Raw genomic sequence first — 24264 nt, 5'->3', positions numbered from 1 at the left:
TAATTTCAAAAGACATTATAATAAGATATGTCTTGAACTTGTCTGGTGGCGATGGCGAGAAGGTCACACCCGTTCCCATCCCGAACACGGAAGTTAAGCTTCTCAGCGCCGATGGTAGTTGGGGGTCTCCCCCTGTGAGAGTAGGACGCCGCCAAGCGAATGCGAAAGAACAGCCGAAAATGGTTGTTCTTTTTTTATTTTTCTTTAATAAGGAAAAATGTCCGAAACACCGTTTCGCTTAATTAATCAGGGTTTTCGCTTAATTCCCGGATTTTTCGCTTAATTCTACTGAGGTTTCGCTTAATTCCAACGTGGTTTCGCGTAAATCGTCCGATTTTCCGCTTAATTATTTTTTTGTCAGTACCCAATACCAGTTTGTTAACTGAAATTTTGTCTTCTTCTCTGCTTGTCAACCTCGCGGGTTCATCCCATCCACAATTCAAGCTCAATTCAGGAATAATTCTGCCTAAAAATCATCCAAATTGTTAAAATGAACTGTCGCTCACCGTTTCCGAAGCCGGATAAGCAAAATTGATTTTGTGAGTTCCGACAAAACCCCGAACCACGACCGTTGGAATAGCTGATTTACAGAGATGAAATGGATACTTTTAAAGCGGCAAAAAAGGCTATAACCTACTGGCGAAGCAGGTTTGAGAAAGAGGATTTTGGAGAAAATATAAGGGAGTTCTCAGATCGTTTGCATGAAATTGAGGGTATGATGTATAATAAAAGTCAAATATAGTCAAAGTCAGATTGGGGGGGTATAATGAGGAATATCTCAGATATTATTGAGAACTATTTAAAGTCAGTTTTGGAGCTCAGTGAGAAGGAAATCGTTGAGATTAAGAGAAGCGAAGTGGCCGATAAGTTCCAATGTGTACCGTCTCAGATAAATTACGTGATTAATACCCGGTTTACGGTTGAAAGAGGTTATATCGTCGAGAGTAAGAGGGGCGGCGGCGGTTATATTCGGATTATGAAGGTACAAACGAATGACTTTGCCCATCTAATAAATGAACTTTTGCAGTTAGTCCAGAATCGTGTATCGCAAAGCAGTGCCGAGGATGTCATTTATCGGCTTGCAAATGAAGGGGTGATTACACGGAGAGAAGCGAAAATTATGCTCAGTGTAATCGATCGATCTGTACTATATATAGACCTTCCCCATCGTGATGAGATTAGAGCAAGAATGCTAAGGGCGATGTTGACCACATTAAAATATAAATAACAAGTTGAGCTGAGAGGTGAAATCATGATTTGCGAAGATTGTAATCAGAGGCCGGCAACGATGCATTTTACAAAAATAGTGAATGGGGAAAAGACAGAGGTCCATCTTTGTGAAAAATGTGCTCAGGAAAAAGGCGACATGTTTATGTTCAATAGTGGATCCGGCTTTTCGATCAACAACCTATTGGCCGGTCTTTTGAATGTAGAGCCGGCATTCCCGCAATCAACAAAACCGCAATATGATCAGGATGACATTGTTCAGTGCGAAAATTGCAAAATGACCTTTCCCCAGTTTGCAAAGGTTGGGCGGTTTGGTTGCGCAAATTGCTATGATACATTCAAAGAGCAACTCAAACCGATTTTAAGGCGGCTTCACAGTGGCAATTGGAGCCATAACGGCAAAATCCCAAAAAGAATCGGCGGCAGTATCCAACTGCGCAGGAAGCTGGATTCATTAAAGCAGAATCTTCAAGAGCTGATTTCGAAGGAAGAATTCGAAAAAGCTGCGCAAGTCAGGGATGAAATTCGTTTAGTAGAAAAAAGCATGAACGAAGCCAATAAGGGAGGGGAGTAAGTGTGTCTCTTAACCGATTTATTAGCCAGGCTGTAAGTTCGTGGATGAGCGCAGAAGGGCCAGATTCTGATATTGTATTAAGCTCCAGGGTGCGACTTGCTCGAAACCTTAATGAATTTACTTTTCCAACACTATATTCAAGCGAAGAAGCAACCAGGATACTAAAAACGATAGAAGAACGCGTTCTCACTGGCGGTCCCGGCAGCTTCGCAAAATTAGAGCTGTTAAAGATGGAAGAGCTGCAGCCTTTACAAAAACGGGTTCTAATGGAAAAGCATTTGATCAGTCCGCAGCTTGCCGAAGATTCGAACTCGGGAGCATGTTTGCTTTCAGAAAATGAGGAAGTCAGCATCATGATTAATGAAGAAGACCATATTCGGATCCAGTGCCTGTTTCCTGCTTTTCAGCTGAAAGAAGCGCTTGATATGGCAAACAAGGTCGATGACTGGATGGAAGAGCAAGTCGACTACGCTTTTGATGAGAAACTCGGGTATTTAACGAGCTGTCCCACCAATGTAGGCACAGGGCTCCGTGCATCGGTAATGATGCATTTGCCAGCCCTTGTTTTGACTCAGCAAATAAATCGGATCATTCCGGCGATTAACCAGCTTGGTTTAGTGGTAAGAGGTATTTATGGAGAGGGCAGCGAAGCGTTGGGAAATATTTTTCAAATTTCCAACCAAATGACGCTTGGAAAATCGGAACAAGATATTGTTGAAGATTTAAAAAGCGTCGTCAGCCAGTTGATTTCACAGGAAAGATCGGCCCGGGAAGCATTAGCGAAAACCTCAAACATACAATTAGAAGACAGGGTTTTCCGTTCTTTGGGTACTCTTTCCAACAGCCGGGTCATTGAAACTAAGGAAGCAGCGCGCTGTTTGTCAGATGTACGTCTCGGAATCGATATGGGCTTTATTAAAAATGTTTCGAAGACCATTTTAAATGAACTGATGATTTTAACACAGCCGGGATTTTTACAACAATATGCGGGCGGGCCTTTGCGGCCGAATGAGCGTGATATCCGCCGTGCTACTTTAATACGAGAACGATTGAAAATGGAAGAATAGACAGGAGGAAGAGCATATGATGTTTGGACGTTTTACCGAGAGAGCCCAGAAGGTGCTGGCGTTGGCACAAGAAGAAGCGATCCGCCTGGGACATAACAATATTGGCACAGAACATATTCTTTTAGGCCTTGTACGTGAAGGCGAAGGGATTGCTGCTAAAGCTTTGTATGCTTTAGGCCTTGGTTCAGAAAAAATCCAAAAAGAAGTTGAAAATTTAATCGGCACCGGAAAAGAAGTGACACAAACGCCTAATTATACACCAAGGGCAAAGAAAGTAATTGAACTTTCAATGGATGAAGCAAGAAAGCTCGGTCATTCATATGTGGGTACTGAACATATTCTTCTCGGGCTTATTCGTGAAGGAGAGGGAGTCGCAGCAAGAGTGTTAAATAATCTTGGGGTGAGCTTGAATAAAGCACGTCAACAAGTACTCCAATTGTTGGGAAGCAATGAATCAGGAGGCCACCAGGGCGGTGCGTCTGCAAATGCAAACACTCCAACATTGGATAGCCTTGCAAGAGATTTGACTTCGATTGCGCGTGAAGGAAGCCTTGATCCGGTGATCGGAAGAAGCAAAGAAATTCAAAGAGTTATTGAGGTATTAAGCCGCCGTACAAAAAATAACCCGGTACTGATTGGTGAACCTGGTGTCGGTAAGACTGCTATTGCCGAGGGGCTAGCCCAGCAAATTGTCAATAATGAGGTGCCGGAAATTCTCCGCGATAAGCGTGTCATGACCCTTGATATGGGAACGGTCGTCGCCGGAACGAAATATCGCGGTGAATTCGAGGACCGCCTTAAAAAAGTGATGGATGAAATTCGCCAGGCCGGCAATATCATTCTATTTATTGATGAGCTTCATACATTGATTGGAGCAGGTGGAGCTGAAGGTGCGATCGATGCATCAAATATTTTGAAGCCATCACTTGCCCGCGGTGAATTGCAATGTATTGGCGCGACAACTCTTGATGAATATCGAAAATACATTGAAAAAGATGCTGCTCTGGAACGGCGCTTCCAGCCAATTACAGTCGATGAGCCATCTGTAGAAGAATCCATTCAAATTTTAAAAGGACTTCGTGACCGTTACGAAGCGCATCACCGCGTTTCAATCACGGATGAATCGATCGAAGCAGCAGTTAAGCTGTCCGACCGCTATATCTCAGACCGCTTTTTACCTGATAAAGCGATCGATTTAATTGATGAAGCCGGTTCAAAAGTAAGACTTCGTTCCTATACAACTCCTCCGAATTTGAAAGAGCTTGAAATGAAATTGGAGGAAGTAAGGAAAGAAAAAGATGCAGCTGTTCAGAGCCAGGAATTTGAAAAAGCAGCTTCATTAAGGGATACAGAGCAACGCCTTCGTGAAAAGCTCGAGGAAACGAAAAAGAACTGGAAAGAAAAGCAAGGTAAAGAAAACAGTGAGGTTACTGTGGACGATATTGCGCACGTTGTTGCAAGCTGGACCGGTATCCCTGTTTCCAAGCTGGCACAAACCGAAACAGATAAGCTGTTAAACCTTGAAGGAATTCTTCATTCGCGAGTAATTGGGCAGGAGGAAGCTGTAAAGGCAGTTGCGAAAGCAGTTCGCCGTGCCCGTGCCGGCCTGAAAGATCCAAAGCGCCCAATTGGCTCATTCATCTTCCTTGGACCAACTGGTGTCGGTAAAACCGAGCTTGCCCGCGCTTTAGCGGAAGCGATGTTCGGGGATGAGGACGCGATGATCCGGATTGATATGTCCGAATACATGGAGAAGCATTCGACATCGCGCCTTGTTGGTTCACCACCGGGATACGTTGGCTATGATGAAGGCGGCCAGTTGACTGAAAAGGTCCGCAGAAAACCATATTCAGTCATCCTGCTCGACGAAATTGAGAAGGCACACCCGGATGTATTTAATATCCTGCTTCAAGTATTGGAGGACGGCCGCCTGACAGATTCGAAAGGGCGCACGGTCGATTTCCGCAATACCGTGCTGATCATGACTTCCAACGTCGGAGCTGAAGCGCTGAAACGAAATAAATATGTCGGCTTTAATATCCAGGATGGAGAGCAAAGTTACAAGGATATGAAAGGAAAGGTAATGGAAGAGCTAAAGAGAGCCTTCCGCCCGGAATTCCTTAACCGTATCGACGAAATTATTGTCTTCCATGCTCTTGAAAAGCCACACTTAAAAGAAATTGTCACACTGATGTCCGATCAATTGACAAAACGTTTGAAAGAGCAGGACATTAATTTAGAGCTGACAGATGCAGCAAAAGATAAAATTTCGGAAGAAGGCTACGATCCTGAGTACGGAGCACGTCCATTGCGCCGTGCCATTCAGAAGCATATCGAAGACCGTCTGTCTGAAGAACTTCTAAAAGGCAAGGTATTAACCGGCCAAAACGTCATCATTGATGTGGAAGATGGCGAGTTTGTCGTCAAAGCTGCTAAAGAAAGCGGGAAAGTTAAACTGTAAGGGTAAGCACGATCGTTTTAAATGATGGGGAGGTACGCGTAAATTTACGTGTACCTCTTTTTTGCAGATTTTCGAAAAAGAGAACAAGATACCTTATAATAAAATGAAAGACATCGTTTAGACGCATTAGAGAGGAAGAAATAGATGGCCAAGAAAAAAACAAAGTTTGTATGTCAGGACTGCGGGTATGAATCTGCGAAATGGATGGGGAAATGCCCTGGTTGTGGAACATGGAATAAGATGGTTGAAGAAATTGAACCGGCCAGCACAGGAAGGCGCGGAGCGTTTGCCCATTCACAGGGCGCATCGGCTGTCGCGGCCAAGGCAACCCCGATTACTGCGATTGAAACAACAAGTGAACCGAGAATTACGACAGACATGCCAGAATTGAACCGAGTGCTTGGCGGAGGAGTGGTAAGAGGGTCGTTGGTACTAATCGGCGGGGATCCGGGGATAGGCAAATCGACATTGCTGTTGCAGGTTTCGGCGCAGCTTGCAAAAAAAGAGCACTTGGTTCTCTATATATCGGGTGAAGAGTCATTGAGGCAGACCAAATTAAGGGCGGACCGCCTCGGAGTAACCTCTGACAACCTAAACGTTTATGCTGAAACAAACCTGGAGGAAATCAGCCGGACGATTGAAGGGATGTCGCCGGGTTTTGTGATCGTTGATTCGATTCAAACGATCTATCATCCCGAGATCACTTCGGCTCCCGGGAGCGTTTCACAAGTGCGGGAATGCACAGCAGAATTAATGAGAATTGCGAAAACAAAAGGGATTGCTATTTTTATTGTCGGACATGTTACGAAGGAAGGGTCAATCGCCGGTCCCCGTCTTTTGGAGCATATGGTCGACACCGTTCTATATTTTGAAGGTGAACGGCACCATACATATCGAATTTTGCGTGCCGTGAAAAATAGATTTGGCTCGACAAATGAAATGGGTATTTTTGAAATGAAAGAATTTGGGCTTGAAGAAGTGGAGAATCCTTCGGAAATTTTTCTTGAAGAGCGGTCGCAGGGGGCATCAGGTTCTACTGTCGTCGCTTCCATGGAGGGAACCCGCCCTGTATTGGTTGAAATACAAGCGTTAATTTCACCGACCAGCTTTGGAAACCCGAGAAGGATGGCGACCGGAATTGACCATAACCGGGTATCACTGTTGATGGCGGTGTTGGAAAAAAGAGTTGGGATGCTTTTACAAAACCAGGACGCCTATTTGAAAGTGGCCGGCGGTGTCAAGTTAGATGAACCTGCCATTGATCTGGCGATTGCCGTCAGCATTGCTTCAAGCTTTCGCGACAAACCGACCCGAGCTTCCGATTGTATTATTGGCGAAGTTGGATTGACTGGAGAGGTAAGGCGGGTGTCAAGAATTGAGCAAAGAGTCCAGGAAGCAGCAAAGCTTGGCTTTGAAAGAGTCATTCTTCCGGAAAATAATTTGGGAGGGTGGACAGAGCCGCCAGGGATTCAGCTTGTAGGAGTTTCTTCCGTCAGCCAGGCCCTTCAGACCGTGCTTGGATGATAAGAGTGAATCTGGGGATTTTAAGGAAAGAGCCGCCCGCATAGGAGAATTTGTACCGGTATTGAAAAATTTGATTGAAATGACAAAAGTCCTATGATAAAATTAAAACCTTTATTATTTGACACTTCATTTTTACGATGCTACCCTTAAAGATGGAATATTGTCCTTTTGCCACAAGGATTATCATTCTTATCTCACTTGAGAAAGTTATTTTACAATACAAGATTGATTATAAAAAAATGAAATTTATCTGTGATAATACGTTTCAATTTAGTGAATTTGTTTATAATGGTTAGAAGGAGGTGAGGGAATGTTAAAACGTATCATTCAAGCGTGCTTCCTTATCATCGGCGGAACGCTTGGCATATTTTTAATACCTGATTTATTGAGGTTGATAAGTGCAGACAACATTCTATTCTTAAATAATGGGTATGTGGCTGCCATTCTAGGTGCAATTATATTTTATTTTATTAGTTTCTGGGCCATTGATTATGTTGTTAACTTCATGAGATGGCTGGAAGACTCCTTGATCAAGGCGCCGATTACAGATATTATTTTTGGAAGTGTCGGGCTTGCATTCGGCCTTGTTCTTGCATTTCTGATCGGGTTTGCGCTCAATGCGATTCAAGTGCCTGTATTGAATACAGTAGCTCCCACAGTATTAACGCTTTTATTTGGCTACCTCGGTTTCCAGGTTGGTTTTAAAAAGAGAGACGAGCTTTTAAACCTGTTTGCAAACCGAAAAAAGAAGCCTGTTGATGAAGAACCGGAGCTGCATACCAAAAACGCATTAAAGATACTTGATACGAGTGTGATCATTGATGGAAGAGTCGCGGATATATGCCAGACGGGCTTTCTCGAAGGCACCATTGTCATTCCGCAATTTGTTCTTGAAGAGCTGCAGCATATCGCAGATTCATCGGATGCTTTAAAACGAAATCGTGGCCGCCGCGGGCTTGATATCCTGAACCGTATCCAGAAAGAACTGGCCATGAAAGTAGAGATTTACGAAGGCGATTTTGAAGAGATCCAGGAGGTTGACAGCAAGCTTGTTAAATTGGCAAAAATAACAAATGGCGTTGTTGTCACAAACGACTTTAATTTAAATAAAGTCTGTGAACTGCAAAATGTTTCAGTTTTAAATATTAATGATCTCGCCAATGCCGTTAAACCGGTCGTTCTTCCTGGCGAAGAGCTCAATGTACAGGTTATTAAGGATGGCAAAGAATATAACCAGGGTGTTGCCTATCTTGACGATGGCACGATGATTGTGGTGGAAGACGGACGCGATTTTATCGGCAAACGAATTGATGTCGTCGTGACGAGTGTCCTGCAAACATCAGCAGGGCGCATGATTTTTGCGAAACCGAAGCTGTTGGAAAAAGCGTTATAACAGAGATAGGGGTTAGTCTATGGCTTACCAGGTGATTATTCCTGCAGCAGGTCAGGGGAAAAGAATGGGAGCAGGCAAGAATAAGCTTCTCGTTCATCTTCATGAAATTCCGGTTTTTATTCACACGTTAAAGGTGTTCGAGGCAGATCACGCTTGCAGCGATATCATTTTAGCGGTTAATCCTCAAGAAGAACCAGAAATTAAGAGGTTATTAAAGGACTACGGCATTGAGAAAGTACATTCACTTGTTGCAGGCGGCGCAGAGCGGCAGCATAGCGTATTTAACGCAGTGCAAACGCTAAAACAGGACGGCATTGTTCTCGTACATGATGCCGCAAGGCCTTTTATTGATATACCGATTATTCATCAACTGGCCGGGGTGGCTGAAAGAGACGGGGCGGCGATTGTTGCTGTTCCGGTAAAGGATACGATTAAAAAAGTTCAAGCGCGTAAAGTGGTTGAAACAATTGAGCGTTCTAGCTTGTGGGCAATTCAAACCCCACAGGCTTTTCGCGTTTCGCTTTTGCTTAAGGCGCATAAGGAAGCGGCGGAAAGCGGATTTGTCGGCACCGATGATGCAAGCCTCATCGAGCGGCTTGGCGTCCCTGTCACTATCGTCGAAGGAAGTTATGACAATATTAAGCTTACAACACCGGAGGACCTTTTTTTTGCGGAAGCCATGATGAAAAAAAGGAGCTCCTGGGTTAAAAACAAAGGGGAATGAGAATGTATCGGATTGGACAGGGGTTTGATGTTCATCAATTAACAGAGGGCCGCCCGCTTATTATTGGTGGCATTGAAATTCCATATGAAAAAGGCCTGTTAGGGCACTCGGATGCAGATGTTCTTTTACATACGATTGCTGATGCATGCCTGGGCGCGATCGGGGAAGGCGATATCGGCAAACATTTTCCCGATACAGATCCTGCTTTTAAAGACGCCGACTCCGCGAAACTGCTGGAGCATGTCTGGAACATTGTAACGGAACGGGGCTACGAGCTTGTCAATGCGGATTGTACAATTATTGCCCAGCAGCCGAAGATGGCCCCGTATATTGATAAGATGAGAGAGCGTATTGCCGGTCTTCTTGGCACATCGACGCAACGCATTAATGTAAAGGCCACAACAACAGAGAAACTTGGATTCCCTGGACGCGGCGAAGGTATCGCAGCCCAGGCGGCAGTTCTTTTAAAAGAAAAAGATGCATAACGTGGCTTTATTACAAAAAAGCAGCATGATACAATGAATCAAGCAATGATAGTTAACGAGGAGGAAGTATGATGCCGAAGGAAGTTCGTGTGCGCTATGCCCCGAGTCCGACTGGACATTTACATATTGGAAACGCCCGCACCGCGCTATTCAATTATTTATTTGCCCGCAATCAAGGCGGCAAATTTATAATCCGTATTGAGGATACCGATAAAAAACGCAATATTGAAGGCGGAGAAGAAAGCCAGTTAAAATACTTAAAATGGCTCGGTATCGATTGGGATGAAAGCGTTGATAAAGGGGGAGAATATGGCCCCTATCGCCAATCTGAGCGAAATGCAATATATGAAAAATACAATGAAGAGCTGTTGGAAAAAGGCTTGGCTTATAAATGCTATTGTACGGAAGAAGAATTGGAAGCCGAGCGTGAAGCGCAGGCCGCGAAAGGGGAAACTCCCCAATATTCGGGGAAATGCCGCCACCTGACTGCGGCTCAGCGCGAACAGCTCGAAGCGGAAGGCCGAAAACCAAGCATCCGTTTCCTTGTTCCTGAAGGGAAAGTATACTCGTTTGATGATATGGTGAAAGGGAATGTCTCCTTTGAATCAAATGGGATTGGCGATTTCGTTATTGTAAAGAAGGATGGAACGCCTACCTATAATTATGCCGTTGCTATTGATGATCATTTGATGAATATATCGCATGTTTTACGGGGCGATGATCATATTTCCAATACGCCGAAGCAGTTGATGATTTTTGAAGCGCTCGGCTGGGATGCACCGGAATATGGTCATATGACGTTGATCGTCAACGAAAGCCGCAAGAAGCTGAGCAAGCGTGATGAATCGATCATTCAGTTTATCGAGCAATATGAGGAATTAGGCTACCTGCCTGAAGCCCTGTTTAATTTTATTGCGTTGTTGGGCTGGTCTCCTCAAGGCGAAGAAGAAATTTTCTCCAAGGAAGAGCTTATTGAGATATTTGATCCAAACCGCTTATCAAAATCGCCGGCTCTATTTGATAAGCAAAAACTGACGTGGATGAACAACCAATATGTGAAAAAACTGGAGCTGGACAGACTGGTTGACCTCGCTTTGCCGCATTTAATCAAAGCCGGAAGAGTCGGCGGCAATTTGTCTGAAGAAGAGCGGATCTGGGTGCGGAACTTGATAGGGCTGTACCAGGAAAAAATGAGCTTCGGTGCTGAAATTGTTGAGCTGACGGATATGTTTTTCACAGAAGAAGCAGACTATGACGAAGAAGCGAAGGCTGTTTTACAAGGTGAACAGGTTCCTGAAGTGATTAAAGCTTTTTCAGATGAGATTGATCAACTTGATGAGTTTACAGCGGATCATATCAAAGCGGCCATGAAAAATGTGCAAAAAACAACAGGTCAAAAAGGAAAAAATCTTTTTATGCCGATTCGGGCCGCGGCGACAGGACAAACACACGGACCCGACCTGCCGAAAGCCATTGAATTGCTGGGAAAAGAAAAAATCCAGAATCGCTTGCGAAATATTATTAGTTAACATATCCGCTGAAATGTAATATAGTAAGAGTAATTCTATAATATGAAAATGTTGAAGAGGAAAAGTAGAAAAATGATGCTTAGCAGAGAGGACCATCATCGGCTGAAAGTGGTTCAAGCCGCTCTTTTTTTGAAATGCACCTCTGAGTCCCTTGTCGAAATAAACCTGTAGACTCGGGCGGACTCCTTCCGTTAACAGGAAAAAGTTGAAGCCTATTCATAAAGGTTGATGCAGTGCCCAACTCCTCAGGAGCGTTAAAGCTGCCATGCGGAAAAATATATTCCTCGTGGTATGCGTCTCATCCTTTGGTGGAGCAGGAAAATTGCGGCCTCGTTTTTCTTTAAGGCTTAAACAGAGTGGAACCGCGCGGTAAGCGTCTCTGTCTATGTACAGAGGCGCTTTTTTTTATGGAAAAAGACAGGAGAGTACATGCTGGAGGGATGAACCATGTTTAAAAGAATGAAAGAAGATATAGAGGTTGTTTTCGAACAGGACCCGGCAGCAAGAACTTATTTAGAAGTTATTCTCACTTATTCCGGGCTGCATGCCATTTGGTCCCATCGTCTTGCACACAGTTTTTATAAGCGGAAGCTTTTCTTTATAGCAAGGGTTATTTCCCAGATCAGCCGCTTCTTTACCGGTATCGAAATTCATCCCGGTGCGAAAATCGGGAAACGCTTCTTTATTGACCACGGCATGGGGGTTGTTATTGGCGAAACCTGTGAGATTGGCGATAACGTCACGGTTTTTCAAGGAGTTACCCTGGGGGGAACCGGTAAGGAAAAAGGAAAGCGGCATCCAACGGTAAAAGACAATGCCTTGATTGCAACGGGAGCCAAAGTCCTTGGATCGATCACGATTGGGGAAAATGCCAAAATAGGGGCCGGAGCTGTCGTCCTTCAGGATGTGCCCCCGAATTCTACGGTTGTTGGAATTAAAGGGAGAATAGTCGTTAAAGATGGAATTAGGGTGAAGGATCTAAACCACACCGATTTGCCTGATCCGATTGCCGACCGGCTCAAGGAGCTGGAAACGGAATTAAATAAATTAAAAAGTGAATTAACCGAGCTAAGGAACGAAAGGAGTAAAATGAATGCCAATTCAAATTTTTAATACGATGACGAGAAAAAAAGAAGAGTTTGTCCCGCTGGAAGAAGGAAAAGTAAAGATGTATGTGTGCGGGCCAACTGTTTATAATTACATCCATATCGGCAATGCCCGTCCGGCCATCGTATTTGATACAGTGCGGCGCTACCTTGAGTTCCGCGGTTATAAAGTTCAATTTGTTTCTAATTTTACCGATGTCGATGATAAGCTTATTCGCGTTGCAAAGGAGCTTGGTGAAGAAGTTCCTGCGATTGCGGACCGCTTTATTAATGCATATTTTGAAGATGTTTCTGCGCTTGGCTGCAAAAGGGCCGATATCCATCCCCGCGTAACCGAAAGCATGGATATCATTCTGGAGTTTATCAGCGCTCTTATTGAAAAAGGGTATGCTTACGAATCAAATGGCGATGTTTATTATCGGACGAGAAAGTTTACAGAATACGGGAAGCTCTCACATCAATCGATCGATGAGCTTCGCGTTGGGGCCCGGATCGAGCCCGGCGAGAAAAAGCAGGATTCCCTGGACTTTGCCCTTTGGAAAAAAGCAAAGGAAGGGGAAATTGCGTGGGAAAGCCCGTGGGGAAAAGGCCGCCCGGGCTGGCATATTGAATGCTCGGCGATGGTAAAAAAATATTTAGGCGATACGATTGATATTCATGCAGGCGGACAGGATTTGGCGTTTCCGCATCATGAAAACGAAATTGCCCAGTCTGAAGCGCTGACCGGAAAAACTTTTGCCCGCTACTGGATGCATAACGGGTATATTAATATAGATAATGAGAAGATGTCGAAATCGCTCGGGAATTTTGTGCTCGTGAACGATATTATTAAAGTTCATGATCCACAGGTTCTCAGGTTTTTCATGCTCTCTGTCCATTACCGCCACCCGGTTAACTACAGTGAAGAACTGCTCGAAAAAACAAAATCGGGCCTCGAGCGAATCAAGACCTCTTATCACAACCTGGCGCACCGGAAGGAAGCAAGCTCAGAATTAACCGACCAAAACGAGGAGTGGCTTGGCAAGATTAACGGGCTTCATCATGAATTCGTTGCCGCAATGGATGACGATTTCAATACGGCAAATGGGATATCGGTTTTATTTGAGCTTTCCAAGCTGGCAAATTACTATTTGCTTGAGAAAAATACATCAAAAGAGGTCATCAACGCATTTATGTCTGAATTTGAGATCCTTTTTGATATTCTCGGGTTATCGCTTGGGAAAGAAGAGCTTCTCGATGACGAGATTGAAGCGTTGATCGAAAAGAGAAATCAAGCCCGAAAGGACCGGAATTTCCAGCTGTCAGATCAAATCAGGGATCAGCTGAAGGACATGAACATCATTCTCGAAGATACCCCGCAAGGCACGCGCTGGAAACGAGGCTGATCTCGATATGCTTCGTTATGAAAATAAAATTGATGAAAAACAGCTAAACAGTCTTGCTCTCGCCTATCTGGGCGACGGGGTTTTTGAATTATATGTCAGGCACCACCTGCTCCAGAGCGGAAAAGTGAGGCCGCATTTTTTGCAGAAGGAAGCAACCAGGTATGTCTCGGCAAAAGCCCAGGCCCGGGTAATTCATCACTTTCTTGAGAATTGTTTTTTAAGCCCCGAAGAGACTGCGGTAGTCAAGAGGGGAAGAAACGCGAAGTCAGGTACGATTCCGAAAAACACGGATGTACAAACTTATCGTTACAGTACGGCATTTGAAGCGCTGATTGGCTATTTATATTTATCCGGAGAAGAAAAAAGGCTTGAGGAAATTATCTCTGCCTGCTTCGATCTTATTGAAAACGAGAAAGGAGGAACAACGACGTGACAGAAGAATATATCATCGGCAAAAATCCGGTTATCGAAGCGCTTAAATCACAGCGGGATATTAACAAGATTTTTATTGCTGAAGGATCGCAAAAGGGCTCCATGCAGCAAATTATCGGAATGGCTAAAGAATCGAAAGTATTGGTGCAATTTGTGCCCAGGAAAAAGCTCGATCAGATGGCGGAAGGAAACCACCAGGGTGTCATCGCTGCTGTGGCGGCCTATCAATATGCTGAATTGGATGATTTATTTACCGCAGCTGAGAAGAAAAATGAACCTCCTTTCTTTTTGCTGCTCGATGAAATTGAAGATCCGCATAATTTAGGGTCGATTATGCGAACGGCCGATGCAGCCGGAGCCCATGGAATCATCATTCCAAAAAGGAGGGCGGTCGGTTTAACTGCAACGGTTGCGAAATTATCAACGGGCGCAATCGAGTACGTTCCAGTCGTCCGCGTGACCAACATGGCGCAAACAATTGACGAACTAAAGGAGCGGGGTGTCTGGATCGCCGGCACCGATGCAAGGGGCAGGGAAGACTATCGCACTTTTGATGCAACAATTCCGCTCGGACTTGTGATTGGCAGTGAAGGAAAAGGAATCGGGCGGCTCATTAAGGAAAAATGTGATTTTCTGATCCATTTGCCGATGGCAGGGCATGTAACCTCACTAAATGCATCCGTGGCAGCTGCCCTTCTCATGTATGAGGTATATCGCAGGCGGCATCCTATAGAGGGCTAAGGCATGGATATCCTCATCGTTGACGGCTATAACATGATCGGTGATTGGCCCGAGCTCAAAAGTTTAAAGATGAAAGATTTAGCCGCGGCAAGAGATCATCTTGTCGAAAAGATGGCTGAATATCAAGCGTACACCGGATATCGAGTGATTGTAGTTTTTGATGCCCACTACGTTCACGGAACCGAAAAAAAATACCAAAACTATAAGGTCGAAGTTATTTTTACAAAGGAAAATGAAACGGCTGATGAACGGATTGAAAAATTGGCGATTTCGCTAAGCAACAGAAAAACACAAATCCATGTTGCGACCTCTGATTTCACTGAACAATGGGCGATTTTTGGACAAGGTGCCTTAAGAAAGTCGGCGCGTGAGCTGCTGACCGAAGTGAACATGATTGAAAAAGGAATTGAAAAAAAGGTTAAAAAAATTCAAGAAAAGAAGCCGGGGTCAAAAATCCCCCTCAGCGAGGAAGTGGCAGAAATTTTTGAAAAATGGCGCCGCGGACAATAGGGCCGGTTGACGCTTAAAAAATTCGTACTGTATAATATTTCTATCTATGCGTTTTCAGTCGGAGGGGATCTGTGTGAATACTGACTTCAGGATGAAAATCAACGAAAAGTATACCCAGCTTGATGATGAAGTAATAGTAGAATTGGTCCATAAAGGCGAAAGCGAAGCTCTTGATTTTTTGATCCACAAATACCGCAATTTTGTGCGCGCAAAAGCCAGGTCTTATTTTTTAATCGGTGCGGATAAAGAAGATATTGTCCAGGAAGGCATGATTGGCCTGTATAAAGCCATTCGCGATTTCAGGGAGGACAAGTTGACCTCTTTTAAGGCTTTTGCTGAACTTTGCATCACGAGACAAATAATTACCGCCATAAAAACGGCGACAAGGCAGAAGCATATTCCGCTCAATTCTTATGTTTCACTGGACAAGCCCATTTACGATGAAGAATCCGACCGGACGTTAATGGATGTAATTTCCGGGGCAAAAGTAATGGACCCGGAAGAGCTGATTATTAATCAAGAAGAATTTGATCATATCGAAGTGAAAATGACAGAGCTTTTGAGTGATCTCGAACGAAAAGTACTTGCCTTATACCTGGATGGCCAATCGTATCAGGAGATCTCCGAAGAGCTGAACCGCCATGTGAAATCGATTGATAATGCTTTGCAGCGTGTAAAAAGAAAGCTCGAGAGGTATCTTGAAGTGAGAGAATTTTCCTTGTAGCAGTTTAGCCCAGGCCTGAAGCTTGTATTGACACTGGTTTTATGCCATGTTACATTTTTAAGGACGCAAAGATGCAATGAGTAGGTGCCAGAAATGAGAAAAAAAGCGATTCTTGCCTGCAGTGTTTGCGGATCCCGTAATTATTCAACGACGAGCAACAAGCAGAATCAGGCTGAACGCCTGGAGCTGAAGAAATTCTGCAAAACATGTGGATTGCAAACGATTCATCGCGAAACAAAATAGCAATTATTTTTTTTATAGATTTCATCAGGTATCCCTTGAAAGTTGGAGGTTACGAAATGCAGCGCTTAATTAATTTTTTCCGTGATACAGGCCATGAGATGAGGAAAGTCAGCTGGCCTAAACGGAGAGAGCTTGTCCGCTATACGATCATAGTTATCGCAACTGTTACATTTTTTGCTCTTTTCTTTGCGGCATTGGATTTAGGAATTTCCGAGTTGATTCGATTAATTCTTGAATAACCCCTGCGCTCTCATGGTATAATGGAGAATAACGCAGGATTCTTTTGCAAAGCCCGGATAACGGGTTTTTTCATTTGGAAAAAATTTTTAAAACAAACTAAGAGTGAGCCGATGGGAATTGACTATATAAAATTATAGGGAGGGAAGGACATACAAGTCCTCTTCAATGGAAAAAAATTGGTATGTTGTGCATACGTACTCGGGTTATGAAAATAAAGTAAAGGCCAACCTTGAAAAACGGGTTGAGTCGATGGGGATGCAGGACAAGATCTTCCGGGTCGTTGTTCCGGAAGAAGAAGAAACGGATTTCAAAAACGGCAAAAAGAAAGTAGTTAAACGCAAGGTTTTCCCGGGTTATGTGTTAGTAGAAATTGTCATGACGGATGATTCCTGGTATGTGGTCCGCAATACGCCGGGTGTTACAGGTTTTGTTGGCTCGGCCGGGTCTGGTTCGAAGCCGACACCGCTGTTGCCGGAAGAAGTTGGGGTTATCCTTAAGCGGATGGGTGTCGATGAAAAACGCATCGATATTGATTTTGAGCTTGGAGAAACAGTGAAAGTAAAAGAAGGGCCGTTTGCGAACTTTACGGGTTCCATCGAAGAGATTGATAAAGACAAAGCGAAGCTGAAGGTTCTTGTTAATATGTTTGGCCGTGATACTCCGGTCGAGCTGGACTTTTCGCAAATTGATAAATTATAATCTTAAAAACCTTGAAATCAACTTCGAAAAGTGTTAGAATTTCATAGGTCAGTATGTCTCGGACAAAGAGACTGGACATTTGTCGAGTTCTTTATTGATATAAAGACTAAGCTTGAGTGGGAGGGGAAACCCCTATTACCACATCACGGACTTTAAGGAGGTGTGTCTCGTGGCTAAAAAAGTAATTAAGGTAGTTAAATTGCAAATCCCGGCAGCAAAAGCAAATCCAGCACCACCGGTTGGTCCAGCATTGGGTCAGGCAGGTGTTAATATCATGGGGTTCTGTAAAGAGTTTAATGCTCGTACAGCTGAACAAGCCGGTTTAATCATCCCTGTTGAAATCACGGTTTTTGAAGACCGTTCGTTTACATTTATTACGAAAACTCCTCCTGCTGCCGTTCTTCTTAAGAAAGCAGCTGGTATCGAGTCCGGTTCTGGTGAACCAAACCGTAATAAAGTAGCAACAGTTAAGCGTGATAAAGTACGCGAGATTGCTGAATCGAAAATGCCTGATTTAAATGCGGCTAGCGTTGAAGCAGCTATGCGCATGGTTGAAGGCACTGCACGCAGCATGGGTATCGTTATCGAAGACTAATCATGCTGAGTATCCAATAGGATTGACGGGGGGTTGCGACGCTGAATTTGGTTTCACTCGCAACCTTTATTCGTGGGAGGTTATTCCGCTAAAACCACATTCGAGGAGGAAAAAAACAAAATGGCTAAAAAAAGTAAGAGCTATTTAGAAGCTGCCAAGCTTGTAGATCGTGCGAAAGCGTACCCGATCGGGGAAGCGATCGAGCTTGTAAAGAAAACCAGCACTGTGAAGTTTGACGCAACTGTAGAAGCAGCATTCCGTTTAGGAGTTGACCCTAAGAAAGCAGACCAGCAAATCCGTGGAGCGGTCGTGCTTCCTAATGGAACTGGTAAAACCCAGCGCGTTCTTGTTTTTGCCAAAGGCGAAAAGGCAAAAGAAGCAGAAGCTGCAGGAGCTGACTATGTAGGGGACACTGAGTACATCAACAAAATCAACCAAGGTTGGTTTGAATTCGATGTGATCGTTGCTACACCTGACATGATGGGTGAAGTTGGTAAGCTTGGCCGCGTATTGGGTCCTAAAGGCTTAATGCCGAACCCTAAAACAGGAACAGTTACTTTTGACGTTGAAAGAGCTGTAAATGAAATTAAGGCTGGTAAAGTTGAATACCGTGTCGACCGTGATGGAAACATCCATGTTCCAATCGGTAAAGTATCTTTCGAAGACAACAAGCTTGTTGAAAACTTCAACACGATTTTTGATACAATGTTAAAGGTTAAACCTGCCGCTGCAAAAGGAACATACATGAAGAACGTTTCTGTTACTTCATCAATGGGCCCTGGCATCAAGGTTGATCCTGCATCTGTTACAGCTAAATAATCAGGTTGACAAACAAAAATACATTGTACTATAATGTTTTTTGTTGTGAATATATGAATACATTTGTACCGCAGACAGCAGGTGCCTGGATGGGCTTAATTTCCTGCCGAGGTCATACGATAGATTTTAAAGACGTTTTTGAAACGGCTATTGTATAACTTCCTCCATGTCTGCATCAGACATGGAGTTTTTTATTGCCCGGTATGAATGAAATGATAATACAGGAGGTGTAAGGATGAGCAGCATTATCGAACAAAAGAAACAAATCGTAGAAGAAATTGCTGATAAACTTAAAACAAGTAAATCAACAGTTGTCGTTGACTACCGTGGTTTATCTGTTGCTGAAGTAACAGAACTTCGCAAGCAGCTTCGTGAAGCGGGCGTCGAATTTAAAGTTTACAAAAACAGCATGACGCGCCGTGCCGCTGAATCTGCCGAGCTTGCAGGCTTGAACGAAGCTCTTACTGGTCCTAACGCAATCGCGTTCAGTAACGAAGACGTGGTTGCACCGGCTAAAATTTTAAATGAGTTCGCAAAGAAACACGAAGCTCTTGAAATTAAAGCAGGTGTAATTGAAGGAACAATTGCAACAGTTGAAGATGTAAAAGCACTTGCGGACCTACCATCCCGCGAAGGCTTGCTTTCTATGCTACTCAGCGTTCTTCAAGCACCTATCCGCAATCTTGCTCTTGCAGCAAAAGCTGTTGCAGACCAGAAGGAAGAACAAGGCGCGTAAGTTAGCATTCCCGTTTTAATGCAACAAAAGCAGAGGCGGCCAAACATGGGCCGGAACTGGAAAATAGATTAACCAAAAATAAGGAGGAAACAAATCATGACTAAAGAACAAATCATTGAAGCAGTTAAAAACATGACTGTTTTAGAACTAAACGACTTAGTAAAAGCAATCGAAGAAGAATTTGGTGTAACTGCTGCAGCACCTGTAGCTGTTGCAGCCGGAGCTGGCGGCGGAGAAGCAGCAGCTGAGAAAACTGAATTTGATGTTATTCTTGCTTCTGCAGGCGACCAAAAAATCAAAGTTATCAAAGTTGTGCGTGAAATCACAGGCCTTGGTCTTAAAGAAGCGAAAGAACTTGTTGATAACACTCCTAAAGCTCTTAAAGAAGGCGTTTCTAAAGAAGAGGCTGAAGAAGTTAAAGCCAAGCTTGAAGAAGTTGGAGCTGGCGTTGAAGTTAAGTAATCAATCTATAAAAAAGCTCGCTGTTTAAAGCGGGCTTTTTTCCTCTTAAAATGTTAACAAAAATTATGTGCTGGATTTTTGCTTTTTATCTATCTATCCCTTATAATTCGATTCGAATCAATAAGGCCTCATTTCCCTTCAATGACATTTTCTCCGCTGGAGGTGATCTTCTTGTCAGAGCATTACTATTCTAAAACACAAAAGGTAGAAAGTGACCCGAATTACTGGGACTACACCCTTAAAGGCCACCCATTCCGATTTAAGACAGATAATGGAGTGTTTTCAAAAAAAGATGTGGATTTTGGTTCGCGGTTGCTGATTGAGACATTTGTGATGCCGGATCTTGAGGGACTTGTTCTCGATGTAGGATGTGGCTATGGCTCAATTGGGTTATCAATTGCGAAAAGCTTTCCTGATCGAACGGTCCATATGGTGGACGTTAATGAACGAGCACTTGCGCTTGCGAAAGAAAATGCAGTGGCGAACGGCGTAAACAATGTTTCTATTTATGAGAGTGACCGGCTCTTGAATGTTGCAGATCTCGGCTTCGCAGCTATTTTAACGAATCCGCCCATCCGCGCAGGAAAAAAAGTCGTTCATGACATCTTTGAACAAAGTTTTAGCCTGCTCGTTTCCGGAGGGGAACTTTGGGTAGTGATTCAAAAGAAGCAGGGGGCACCATCAGCGATTGACAAATTGAAGGAATTGTACGCTGAAGTTGAGACGGTCGAGAAGAAAAAAGGTTATTTTATTTTAAAAGCAAAAAAACATTGACGCAAATTTTTGACTATGTTAATATTATAAAATGCCAATATATTATATTCAGGATGTAAGCTAAATTAAACAACTGTTGTATAAATTTGGTTGTTTAAGGAGAAAATAACAAAATAATAGTTCGTAATATGAAAATGTGGTTTTTGAGTTAAAAACCCTTTTTCTTTTTGTCTTACGCAAAGGGCTTGTACCTGGTAAGACGCTATAGATCCAATTATAACGCTTGATTTGAGGGGTGAATCAGTTGACAGGTCAACTAGTTCAGTATGGACGACACCGCCAACGAAGAAGTTATGCACGAATCAGTGAAGTTTTAGAATTACCAAACTTAATTGAGATCCAAACCTCTTCATATCAATGGTTTCTTGATGAAGGTTTGCGTGAAATGTTCCAGGATATTTCACCAATTGAGGACTTTACTGGTAACCTATCGCTTGAGTTCATTGACTACAGTCTTGGCGAACCAAAGTATTCTGTTGAAGAATCAAAAGAACGAGATGTAACATATTCAGCACCTTTGCGTGTTAAAGTTCGTCTTGTAAACAAAGAAACAGGCGAAGTAAAAGACCAGGATGTCTTTATGGGTGACTTCCCGCTCATGACAGAAACAGGCACCTTTGTCATTAATGGTGCAGAGCGCGTTATTGTTTCCCAGTTAGTCCGCTCTCCGAGTGTTTACTATAGCGGAAAGCTCGATAAAAATGGAAAAAAAGGTTTTACTGCAACCGTAATTCCGAATCGCGGCGCCTGGCTTGAGTATGAAACAGATGCCAAGGACGTCGTATATGTAAGAATAGATCGTACGAGGAAGCTGCCCGTTACGGTTCTTTTGCGTGCTCTCGGGTTTGGTTCCGATCAAGCGATCATCGATTTAATTGGTGATAACGAGTATATTCGCAACACACTTGAAAAGGACAATACGGAAAGCACAGAAAAAGCTCTATTGGAAATTTACGAGCGTCTGCGCCCGGGTGAGCCGCCAACAGTCGAAAATGCAAAAAGCTTGCTTGTGTCCCGATTCTTTGACCCAAAACGCTATGATTTGGCAAATGTAGGACGTTACAAGATTAATAAGAAGCTTCATATTAAAAACCGGTTATTTGGACAGCGTCTGGCGGAAACGCTTGTGGACCCTGAAACTGGTGAAATTATCGCTGAAAAAGGGACGATTTTAGACCGCCGCACATTGGATCGGATCCTTCCTCACCTGGAAAAGAATATCGGTTTTAAAACTTTCACTCCTGTTGACGGTGTAGTGGATCATGACATTGTGCTGCAAACGATCAAGATTTATGCACCGAATGACGAAGGTGAAAAGGAAATCAATGTTTTAGGTAATGCTTATGTTGAAGAAACGGTGAAGAATATTACGCCTGCAGATATTTTTGCTTCGATCAGCTATTTCTTTAATCTTCTGCATGGAGTAGGCGATACAGACGATATTGACCATCTCGGCAACAGGCGTTTGCGCTCTGTCGGAGAGCTGCTGCAAAATCAATTCCGTATCGGGTTGTCCCGGATGGAACGCGTCGTGCGCGAAAGAATGTCGATCCAGGATACAAATACGATTACGCCTCAGCAGCTGATTAATATTCGTCCTGTTATTGCATCGATCAAAGAGTTCTTTGGAAGCTCGCAGTTGTCTCAATTTATGGACCAAACGAACCCGCTTGCGGAATTAACGCATAAAAGGCGTTTGTCTGCATTGGGACCTGGTGGCTTAACGCGTGAGCGTGCAGGCTTTGAAGTCCGCGATGTCCACTATTCACACTATGGCCGCATGTGTCCAATTGAAACGCCGGAGGGCCCGAACATTGGATTGATTAACTCTCTATCATCGTTTGCCAAAGTAAATCGATTCGGCTTTATTGAAACGCCATATCGCCGCGTTAACCCGGAAACAGGAAAAGTAACCGGACAAATCGATTACATGACCGCTGATGAAGAAGATAATTATGTAGTTGCCCAGGCGAATGTCCCTCTTGGTGAAGATGGTTCTTTCCTTGATGAGGAAGTTATTGCCCGTTTCCGCGGAGAAAATACAGTCGTTCCAAGAGACCGCGTCGACTATATGGATGTGTCTCCGAAGCAGGTAGTATCTGCTGCAACCGCTTGTATACCGTTCCTGGAAAACGATGACTCAAACCGTGCATTAATGGGCGCGAACATGCAGCGCCAGGCGGTTCCGCTCATGCAGCCGGAAGCGCCGCGAGTAGGTACTGGCATGGAATACGTATCGGCAAAAGATTCTGGTGCTGCGGTGATCTGTAAGCATGAAGGAATTGTCGAGCACGTTGAAGCGCGCGAAATCTGGGTGCGCCGGATTCAGGAAGTTGATGACCAGGAAGTCAAAGGTGACCTTGATAAGTACCGGATGTTAAAATTCATCCGTTCAAACCAGGGTACATGTTATAACCAGCGTCCGATTGTCAGTGTCGGAGACCGTGTCGTTAAAGGAGAAATTCTTGCAGACGGACCTTCGATGGAAAAAGGTGAGCTTGCGCTTGGCCGCAATGTTCTCGTCGCTTTCATGACATGGGATGGCTATAACTATGAAGATGCGATCATTATGAGTGAACGTCTTGTAAAAGACGATGTATACACTTCTATCCATATTGAAGAATATGAATCAGAATCCCGCGACACGAAGCTTGGACCGGAGGAAATTACCCGCGACATCCCGAACGTCGGCGAAGACGCCCTTCGCAACCTGGATGAGCGCGGAATTATCCGGATTGGTGCTGAAGTGAAAGACGGTGACTTGCTTGTTGGAAAGGTTACTCCTAAAGGTGTAACTGAACTGACTGCCGAAGAACGTCTTCTTCATGCCATTTTTGGCGAAAAAGCCCGTGAAGTAAGAGACACATCCCTTCGTGTGCCACATGGCGGCGGCGGAATTGTTCTCGACGTTAAAGTATTTAACCGTGAAGATGGCGATGAATTACCACCTGGTGTTAACCAGCTTGTCCGTGTTTATATTGTCCAAAAACGGAAAATTTCCGAGGGTGACAAAATGGCCGGACGCCATGGAAACAAAGGGGTTATCTCCAGGATTCTTCCAGAAGAAAACATGCCGTTCCTTCCAGACGGCACGCCTGTAGATATCATGCTCAATCCGCTCGGGGTACCTTCGCGGATGAACATCGGACAGGTGCTTGAGCTTCATCTTGGCATGGCGGCAAGAAGCCTTGGCATTCACGTTGCTTCTCCAGTATTTGACGGAGCCCGTGAGGAGGATGTTTGGTCAACGATCGAAGAAGCCGGAATGGCCCGCGATGCGAAAACCATTTTATATGATGGACGTACTGGTGAACCGTTTGATAACCGCGTTTCGGTCGGTGTTATGTATATGATCAAGCTTGCCCACATGGTAGACGATAAGCTGCATGCCCGTTCAACTGGACCATACTCACTTGTTACTCAGCAGCCGCTTGGAGGTAAAGCCCAATTCGGCGGACAGCGCTTTGGTGAGATGGAAGTTTGGGCCCTTGAAGCATACGGTGCTGCATACACATTGCAAGAAATCTTAACCGTTAAATCGGATGATGTCGTTGGCCGTGTGAAAACGTACGAAGCCATTGTCAAAGGTGAAAATGTTCCAGAACCTGGTGTTCCGGAATCATTCAAAGTATTAATGAAGGAACTTCAAAGCTTGGGCATGGATGTTAAAATCCTTTCAGGTGATGAAGAAGAAATAGAAATGCGTGATACGGAAGATGATGAGGAGCTACAACAGGCTGAATCATTAACGATTGCACCGGAGCCGGAAGACTCTGTATCTGAAAAAGTTGGAATCAAAGAATAATCCCGATTC

At 44.0% G+C, this 24264-nt stretch carries 24 protein-coding genes, 1 rRNA gene and 2 other annotated features; all 25 genes read left to right on the top strand.

What is annotated here, in order from left to right; all coding sequences use genetic code 11:
• Positions 1-41 precede the first annotated feature (41 nt).
• The 25 genes from rrf to rpoB all read left to right on the top strand — a co-directional run bounded on the left by rrf (position 42) and on the right by rpoB (position 24255).
• Positions 42-157 (top strand): 5S ribosomal RNA (rrf, locus tag CU633_RS08495).
• A gap of 609 nt (positions 158-766) precedes the next feature.
• A complete protein-coding gene (locus CU633_RS08490) occupies positions 767-1228 on the top strand; it encodes a CtsR family transcriptional regulator (RefSeq protein ID WP_101659389.1) in 462 nt (153 codons plus the stop codon).
• 24 nt (positions 1229-1252) lie between these two features.
• Entirely contained in the window at positions 1253-1801 is a 549-nt protein-coding gene (locus CU633_RS08485) for a UvrB/UvrC motif-containing protein (protein WP_101659387.1), read from the top strand.
• A gap of 2 nt (positions 1802-1803) precedes the next feature.
• Positions 1804-2868, top strand: coding sequence for a protein arginine kinase (locus tag CU633_RS08480; RefSeq protein ID WP_101659386.1), 1065 nt, complete (start codon positions 1804-1806; stop codon positions 2866-2868).
• A 16-nt stretch (positions 2869-2884) separates the two neighbouring features.
• Complete coding sequence (gene clpC, locus CU633_RS08475; protein WP_101659384.1) at positions 2885-5329, top strand: ATP-dependent protease ATP-binding subunit ClpC; 2445 nt, start codon at positions 2885-2887, stop codon at positions 5327-5329.
• A gap of 144 nt (positions 5330-5473) precedes the next feature.
• A complete protein-coding gene (gene radA / locus CU633_RS08470) occupies positions 5474-6853 on the top strand; it encodes a DNA repair protein RadA (RefSeq protein WP_101659382.1) in 1380 nt (459 codons plus the stop codon).
• Positions 6854-7163: 310 nt separating this feature from the next.
• A complete protein-coding gene (locus tag CU633_RS08465) occupies positions 7164-8246 on the top strand; it encodes a PIN/TRAM domain-containing protein (protein WP_101659369.1) in 1083 nt (360 codons plus the stop codon).
• Between the two features lie 19 nt (positions 8247-8265).
• Entirely contained in the window at positions 8266-8970 is a 705-nt protein-coding gene (ispD, locus tag CU633_RS08460) for a 2-C-methyl-D-erythritol 4-phosphate cytidylyltransferase (protein ID WP_101659367.1), read from the top strand.
• Positions 8971-8972: 2 nt separating this feature from the next.
• Positions 8973-9455, top strand: a complete 483-nt coding sequence (ispF, locus tag CU633_RS08455) for a 2-C-methyl-D-erythritol 2,4-cyclodiphosphate synthase (protein ID WP_101659365.1) — start codon at positions 8973-8975, stop codon at positions 9453-9455.
• A 71-nt stretch (positions 9456-9526) separates the two neighbouring features.
• Positions 9527-10984 carry a glutamate--tRNA ligase gene (gltX, locus tag CU633_RS08450; RefSeq protein ID WP_101659363.1) on the top strand — a complete coding sequence of 486 codons (1458 nt, stop codon included), beginning with the start codon at positions 9527-9529 and terminating at the stop codon, positions 10982-10984.
• Between the two features lie 42 nt (positions 10985-11026).
• Positions 11027-11368, top strand: a binding site (T-box leader).
• 63 nt (positions 11369-11431) lie between these two features.
• On the top strand, positions 11432-12097 hold the full coding sequence (gene cysE / locus CU633_RS08445; protein WP_101659361.1) for a serine O-acetyltransferase: 666 nt from the start codon (positions 11432-11434) through the stop codon (positions 12095-12097).
• Complete coding sequence (cysS, locus tag CU633_RS08440) at positions 12078-13475, top strand: cysteine--tRNA ligase (RefSeq protein ID WP_101659359.1); 1398 nt, start codon at positions 12078-12080, stop codon at positions 13473-13475. The genes cysE and cysS overlap by 20 nt, the downstream gene beginning before the upstream one ends.
• Before the next feature lie 7 nt (positions 13476-13482).
• Positions 13483-13908, top strand: coding sequence for a Mini-ribonuclease 3 (locus CU633_RS08435; protein WP_101659357.1), 426 nt, complete (start codon positions 13483-13485; stop codon positions 13906-13908).
• A complete protein-coding gene (rlmB, locus tag CU633_RS08430) occupies positions 13905-14648 on the top strand; it encodes a 23S rRNA (guanosine(2251)-2'-O)-methyltransferase RlmB (RefSeq protein WP_101659355.1) in 744 nt (247 codons plus the stop codon). Before CU633_RS08435 ends, rlmB begins: the two co-directional genes overlap by 4 nt.
• A gap of 3 nt (positions 14649-14651) precedes the next feature.
• Entirely contained in the window at positions 14652-15158 is a 507-nt protein-coding gene (locus CU633_RS08425) for an NYN domain-containing protein (RefSeq protein WP_101659353.1), read from the top strand.
• 91 nt (positions 15159-15249) lie between these two features.
• Positions 15250-15882 carry an RNA polymerase sporulation sigma factor SigH gene (sigH, locus tag CU633_RS08420; protein WP_180954915.1) on the top strand — a complete coding sequence of 211 codons (633 nt, stop codon included), beginning with the start codon at positions 15250-15252 and terminating at the stop codon, positions 15880-15882.
• A gap of 93 nt (positions 15883-15975) precedes the next feature.
• Entirely contained in the window at positions 15976-16125 is a 150-nt protein-coding gene (gene rpmG / locus CU633_RS08415; protein WP_101659350.1) for a 50S ribosomal protein L33, read from the top strand.
• A 56-nt stretch (positions 16126-16181) separates the two neighbouring features.
• Complete coding sequence (gene secE, locus CU633_RS08410) at positions 16182-16364, top strand: preprotein translocase subunit SecE (protein ID WP_101659348.1); 183 nt, start codon at positions 16182-16184, stop codon at positions 16362-16364.
• Positions 16365-16530: 166 nt separating this feature from the next.
• Entirely contained in the window at positions 16531-17064 is a 534-nt protein-coding gene (nusG, locus tag CU633_RS08405) for a transcription termination/antitermination protein NusG (protein WP_101659346.1), read from the top strand.
• Between the two features lie 169 nt (positions 17065-17233).
• Positions 17234-17659, top strand: coding sequence for a 50S ribosomal protein L11 (rplK, locus tag CU633_RS08400; RefSeq protein ID WP_019157072.1), 426 nt, complete (start codon positions 17234-17236; stop codon positions 17657-17659).
• 120 nt (positions 17660-17779) lie between these two features.
• Entirely contained in the window at positions 17780-18478 is a 699-nt protein-coding gene (rplA, locus tag CU633_RS08395; RefSeq protein WP_101659344.1) for a 50S ribosomal protein L1, read from the top strand.
• Positions 18479-18528: 50 nt separating this feature from the next.
• Positions 18529-18681 (top strand) — a sequence feature (ribosomal protein L10 leader region).
• A gap of 32 nt (positions 18682-18713) precedes the next feature.
• On the top strand, positions 18714-19214 hold the full coding sequence (rplJ, locus tag CU633_RS08390; protein WP_101659342.1) for a 50S ribosomal protein L10: 501 nt from the start codon (positions 18714-18716) through the stop codon (positions 19212-19214).
• A gap of 96 nt (positions 19215-19310) precedes the next feature.
• Entirely contained in the window at positions 19311-19676 is a 366-nt protein-coding gene (rplL, locus tag CU633_RS08385) for a 50S ribosomal protein L7/L12 (RefSeq protein ID WP_101659337.1), read from the top strand.
• 171 nt (positions 19677-19847) lie between these two features.
• Complete coding sequence (locus CU633_RS08380) at positions 19848-20450, top strand: class I SAM-dependent methyltransferase (protein ID WP_101659336.1); 603 nt, start codon at positions 19848-19850, stop codon at positions 20448-20450.
• Between the two features lie 244 nt (positions 20451-20694).
• Positions 20695-24255 carry a DNA-directed RNA polymerase subunit beta gene (gene rpoB / locus CU633_RS08375; RefSeq protein ID WP_101659335.1) on the top strand — a complete coding sequence of 1187 codons (3561 nt, stop codon included), beginning with the start codon at positions 20695-20697 and terminating at the stop codon, positions 24253-24255.
• The last annotated feature ends 9 nt before the right edge of the window (positions 24256-24264 follow it).

The sequence above is a fragment of the Bacillus sp. V3-13 genome (genome assembly GCF_002860165.1).
GTDB lineage: Bacteria > Bacillota > Bacilli > Bacillales > Cytobacillaceae > Bacillus_BJ.
This window is presented reverse-complemented; position numbering and strand designations above follow the sequence as displayed.

Excerpts from the sequence above, each read along its gene's own strand:
- rplL (WP_101659337.1), top strand. The coding sequence starts at position 19,311 with ATGACTAAAGAACAAATCATTGAAGCAGTTAAAAACATGACTGTTTTA.
- nusG (WP_101659346.1), top strand. The coding sequence starts at position 16,531 with ATGGAAAAAAATTGGTATGTTGTGCATACGTACTCGGGTTATGAAAAT.
- rplJ (WP_101659342.1), top strand. The coding sequence starts at position 18,714 with ATGAGCAGCATTATCGAACAAAAGAAACAAATCGTAGAAGAAATTGCT.
- rpmG (WP_101659350.1), top strand. The coding sequence starts at position 15,976 with ATGAGAAAAAAAGCGATTCTTGCCTGCAGTGTTTGCGGATCCCGTAAT.
- CU633_RS08425 (WP_101659353.1), top strand. The coding sequence starts at position 14,652 with ATGGATATCCTCATCGTTGACGGCTATAACATGATCGGTGATTGGCCC.
- clpC (WP_101659384.1), top strand. The coding sequence starts at position 2,885 with ATGATGTTTGGACGTTTTACCGAGAGAGCCCAGAAGGTGCTGGCGTTG.
- sigH (WP_180954915.1), top strand. The coding sequence starts at position 15,250 with ATGAAAATCAACGAAAAGTATACCCAGCTTGATGATGAAGTAATAGTA.
- CU633_RS08485 (WP_101659387.1), top strand. The coding sequence starts at position 1,253 with ATGATTTGCGAAGATTGTAATCAGAGGCCGGCAACGATGCATTTTACA.
- CU633_RS08490 (WP_101659389.1), top strand. The coding sequence starts at position 767 with ATGAGGAATATCTCAGATATTATTGAGAACTATTTAAAGTCAGTTTTG.
- ispF (WP_101659365.1), top strand. The coding sequence starts at position 8,973 with ATGTATCGGATTGGACAGGGGTTTGATGTTCATCAATTAACAGAGGGC.
- secE (WP_101659348.1), top strand. The coding sequence starts at position 16,182 with ATGCAGCGCTTAATTAATTTTTTCCGTGATACAGGCCATGAGATGAGG.
- radA (WP_101659382.1), top strand. The coding sequence starts at position 5,474 with ATGGCCAAGAAAAAAACAAAGTTTGTATGTCAGGACTGCGGGTATGAA.
- CU633_RS08465 (WP_101659369.1), top strand. The coding sequence starts at position 7,164 with ATGTTAAAACGTATCATTCAAGCGTGCTTCCTTATCATCGGCGGAACG.
- ispD (WP_101659367.1), top strand. The coding sequence starts at position 8,266 with ATGGCTTACCAGGTGATTATTCCTGCAGCAGGTCAGGGGAAAAGAATG.
- gltX (WP_101659363.1), top strand. The coding sequence starts at position 9,527 with ATGCCGAAGGAAGTTCGTGTGCGCTATGCCCCGAGTCCGACTGGACAT.
- rplA (WP_101659344.1), top strand. The coding sequence starts at position 17,780 with ATGGCTAAAAAAAGTAAGAGCTATTTAGAAGCTGCCAAGCTTGTAGAT.
- CU633_RS08435 (WP_101659357.1), top strand. The coding sequence starts at position 13,483 with ATGCTTCGTTATGAAAATAAAATTGATGAAAAACAGCTAAACAGTCTT.
- cysS (WP_101659359.1), top strand. The coding sequence starts at position 12,078 with ATGCCAATTCAAATTTTTAATACGATGACGAGAAAAAAAGAAGAGTTT.
- cysE (WP_101659361.1), top strand. The coding sequence starts at position 11,432 with ATGTTTAAAAGAATGAAAGAAGATATAGAGGTTGTTTTCGAACAGGAC.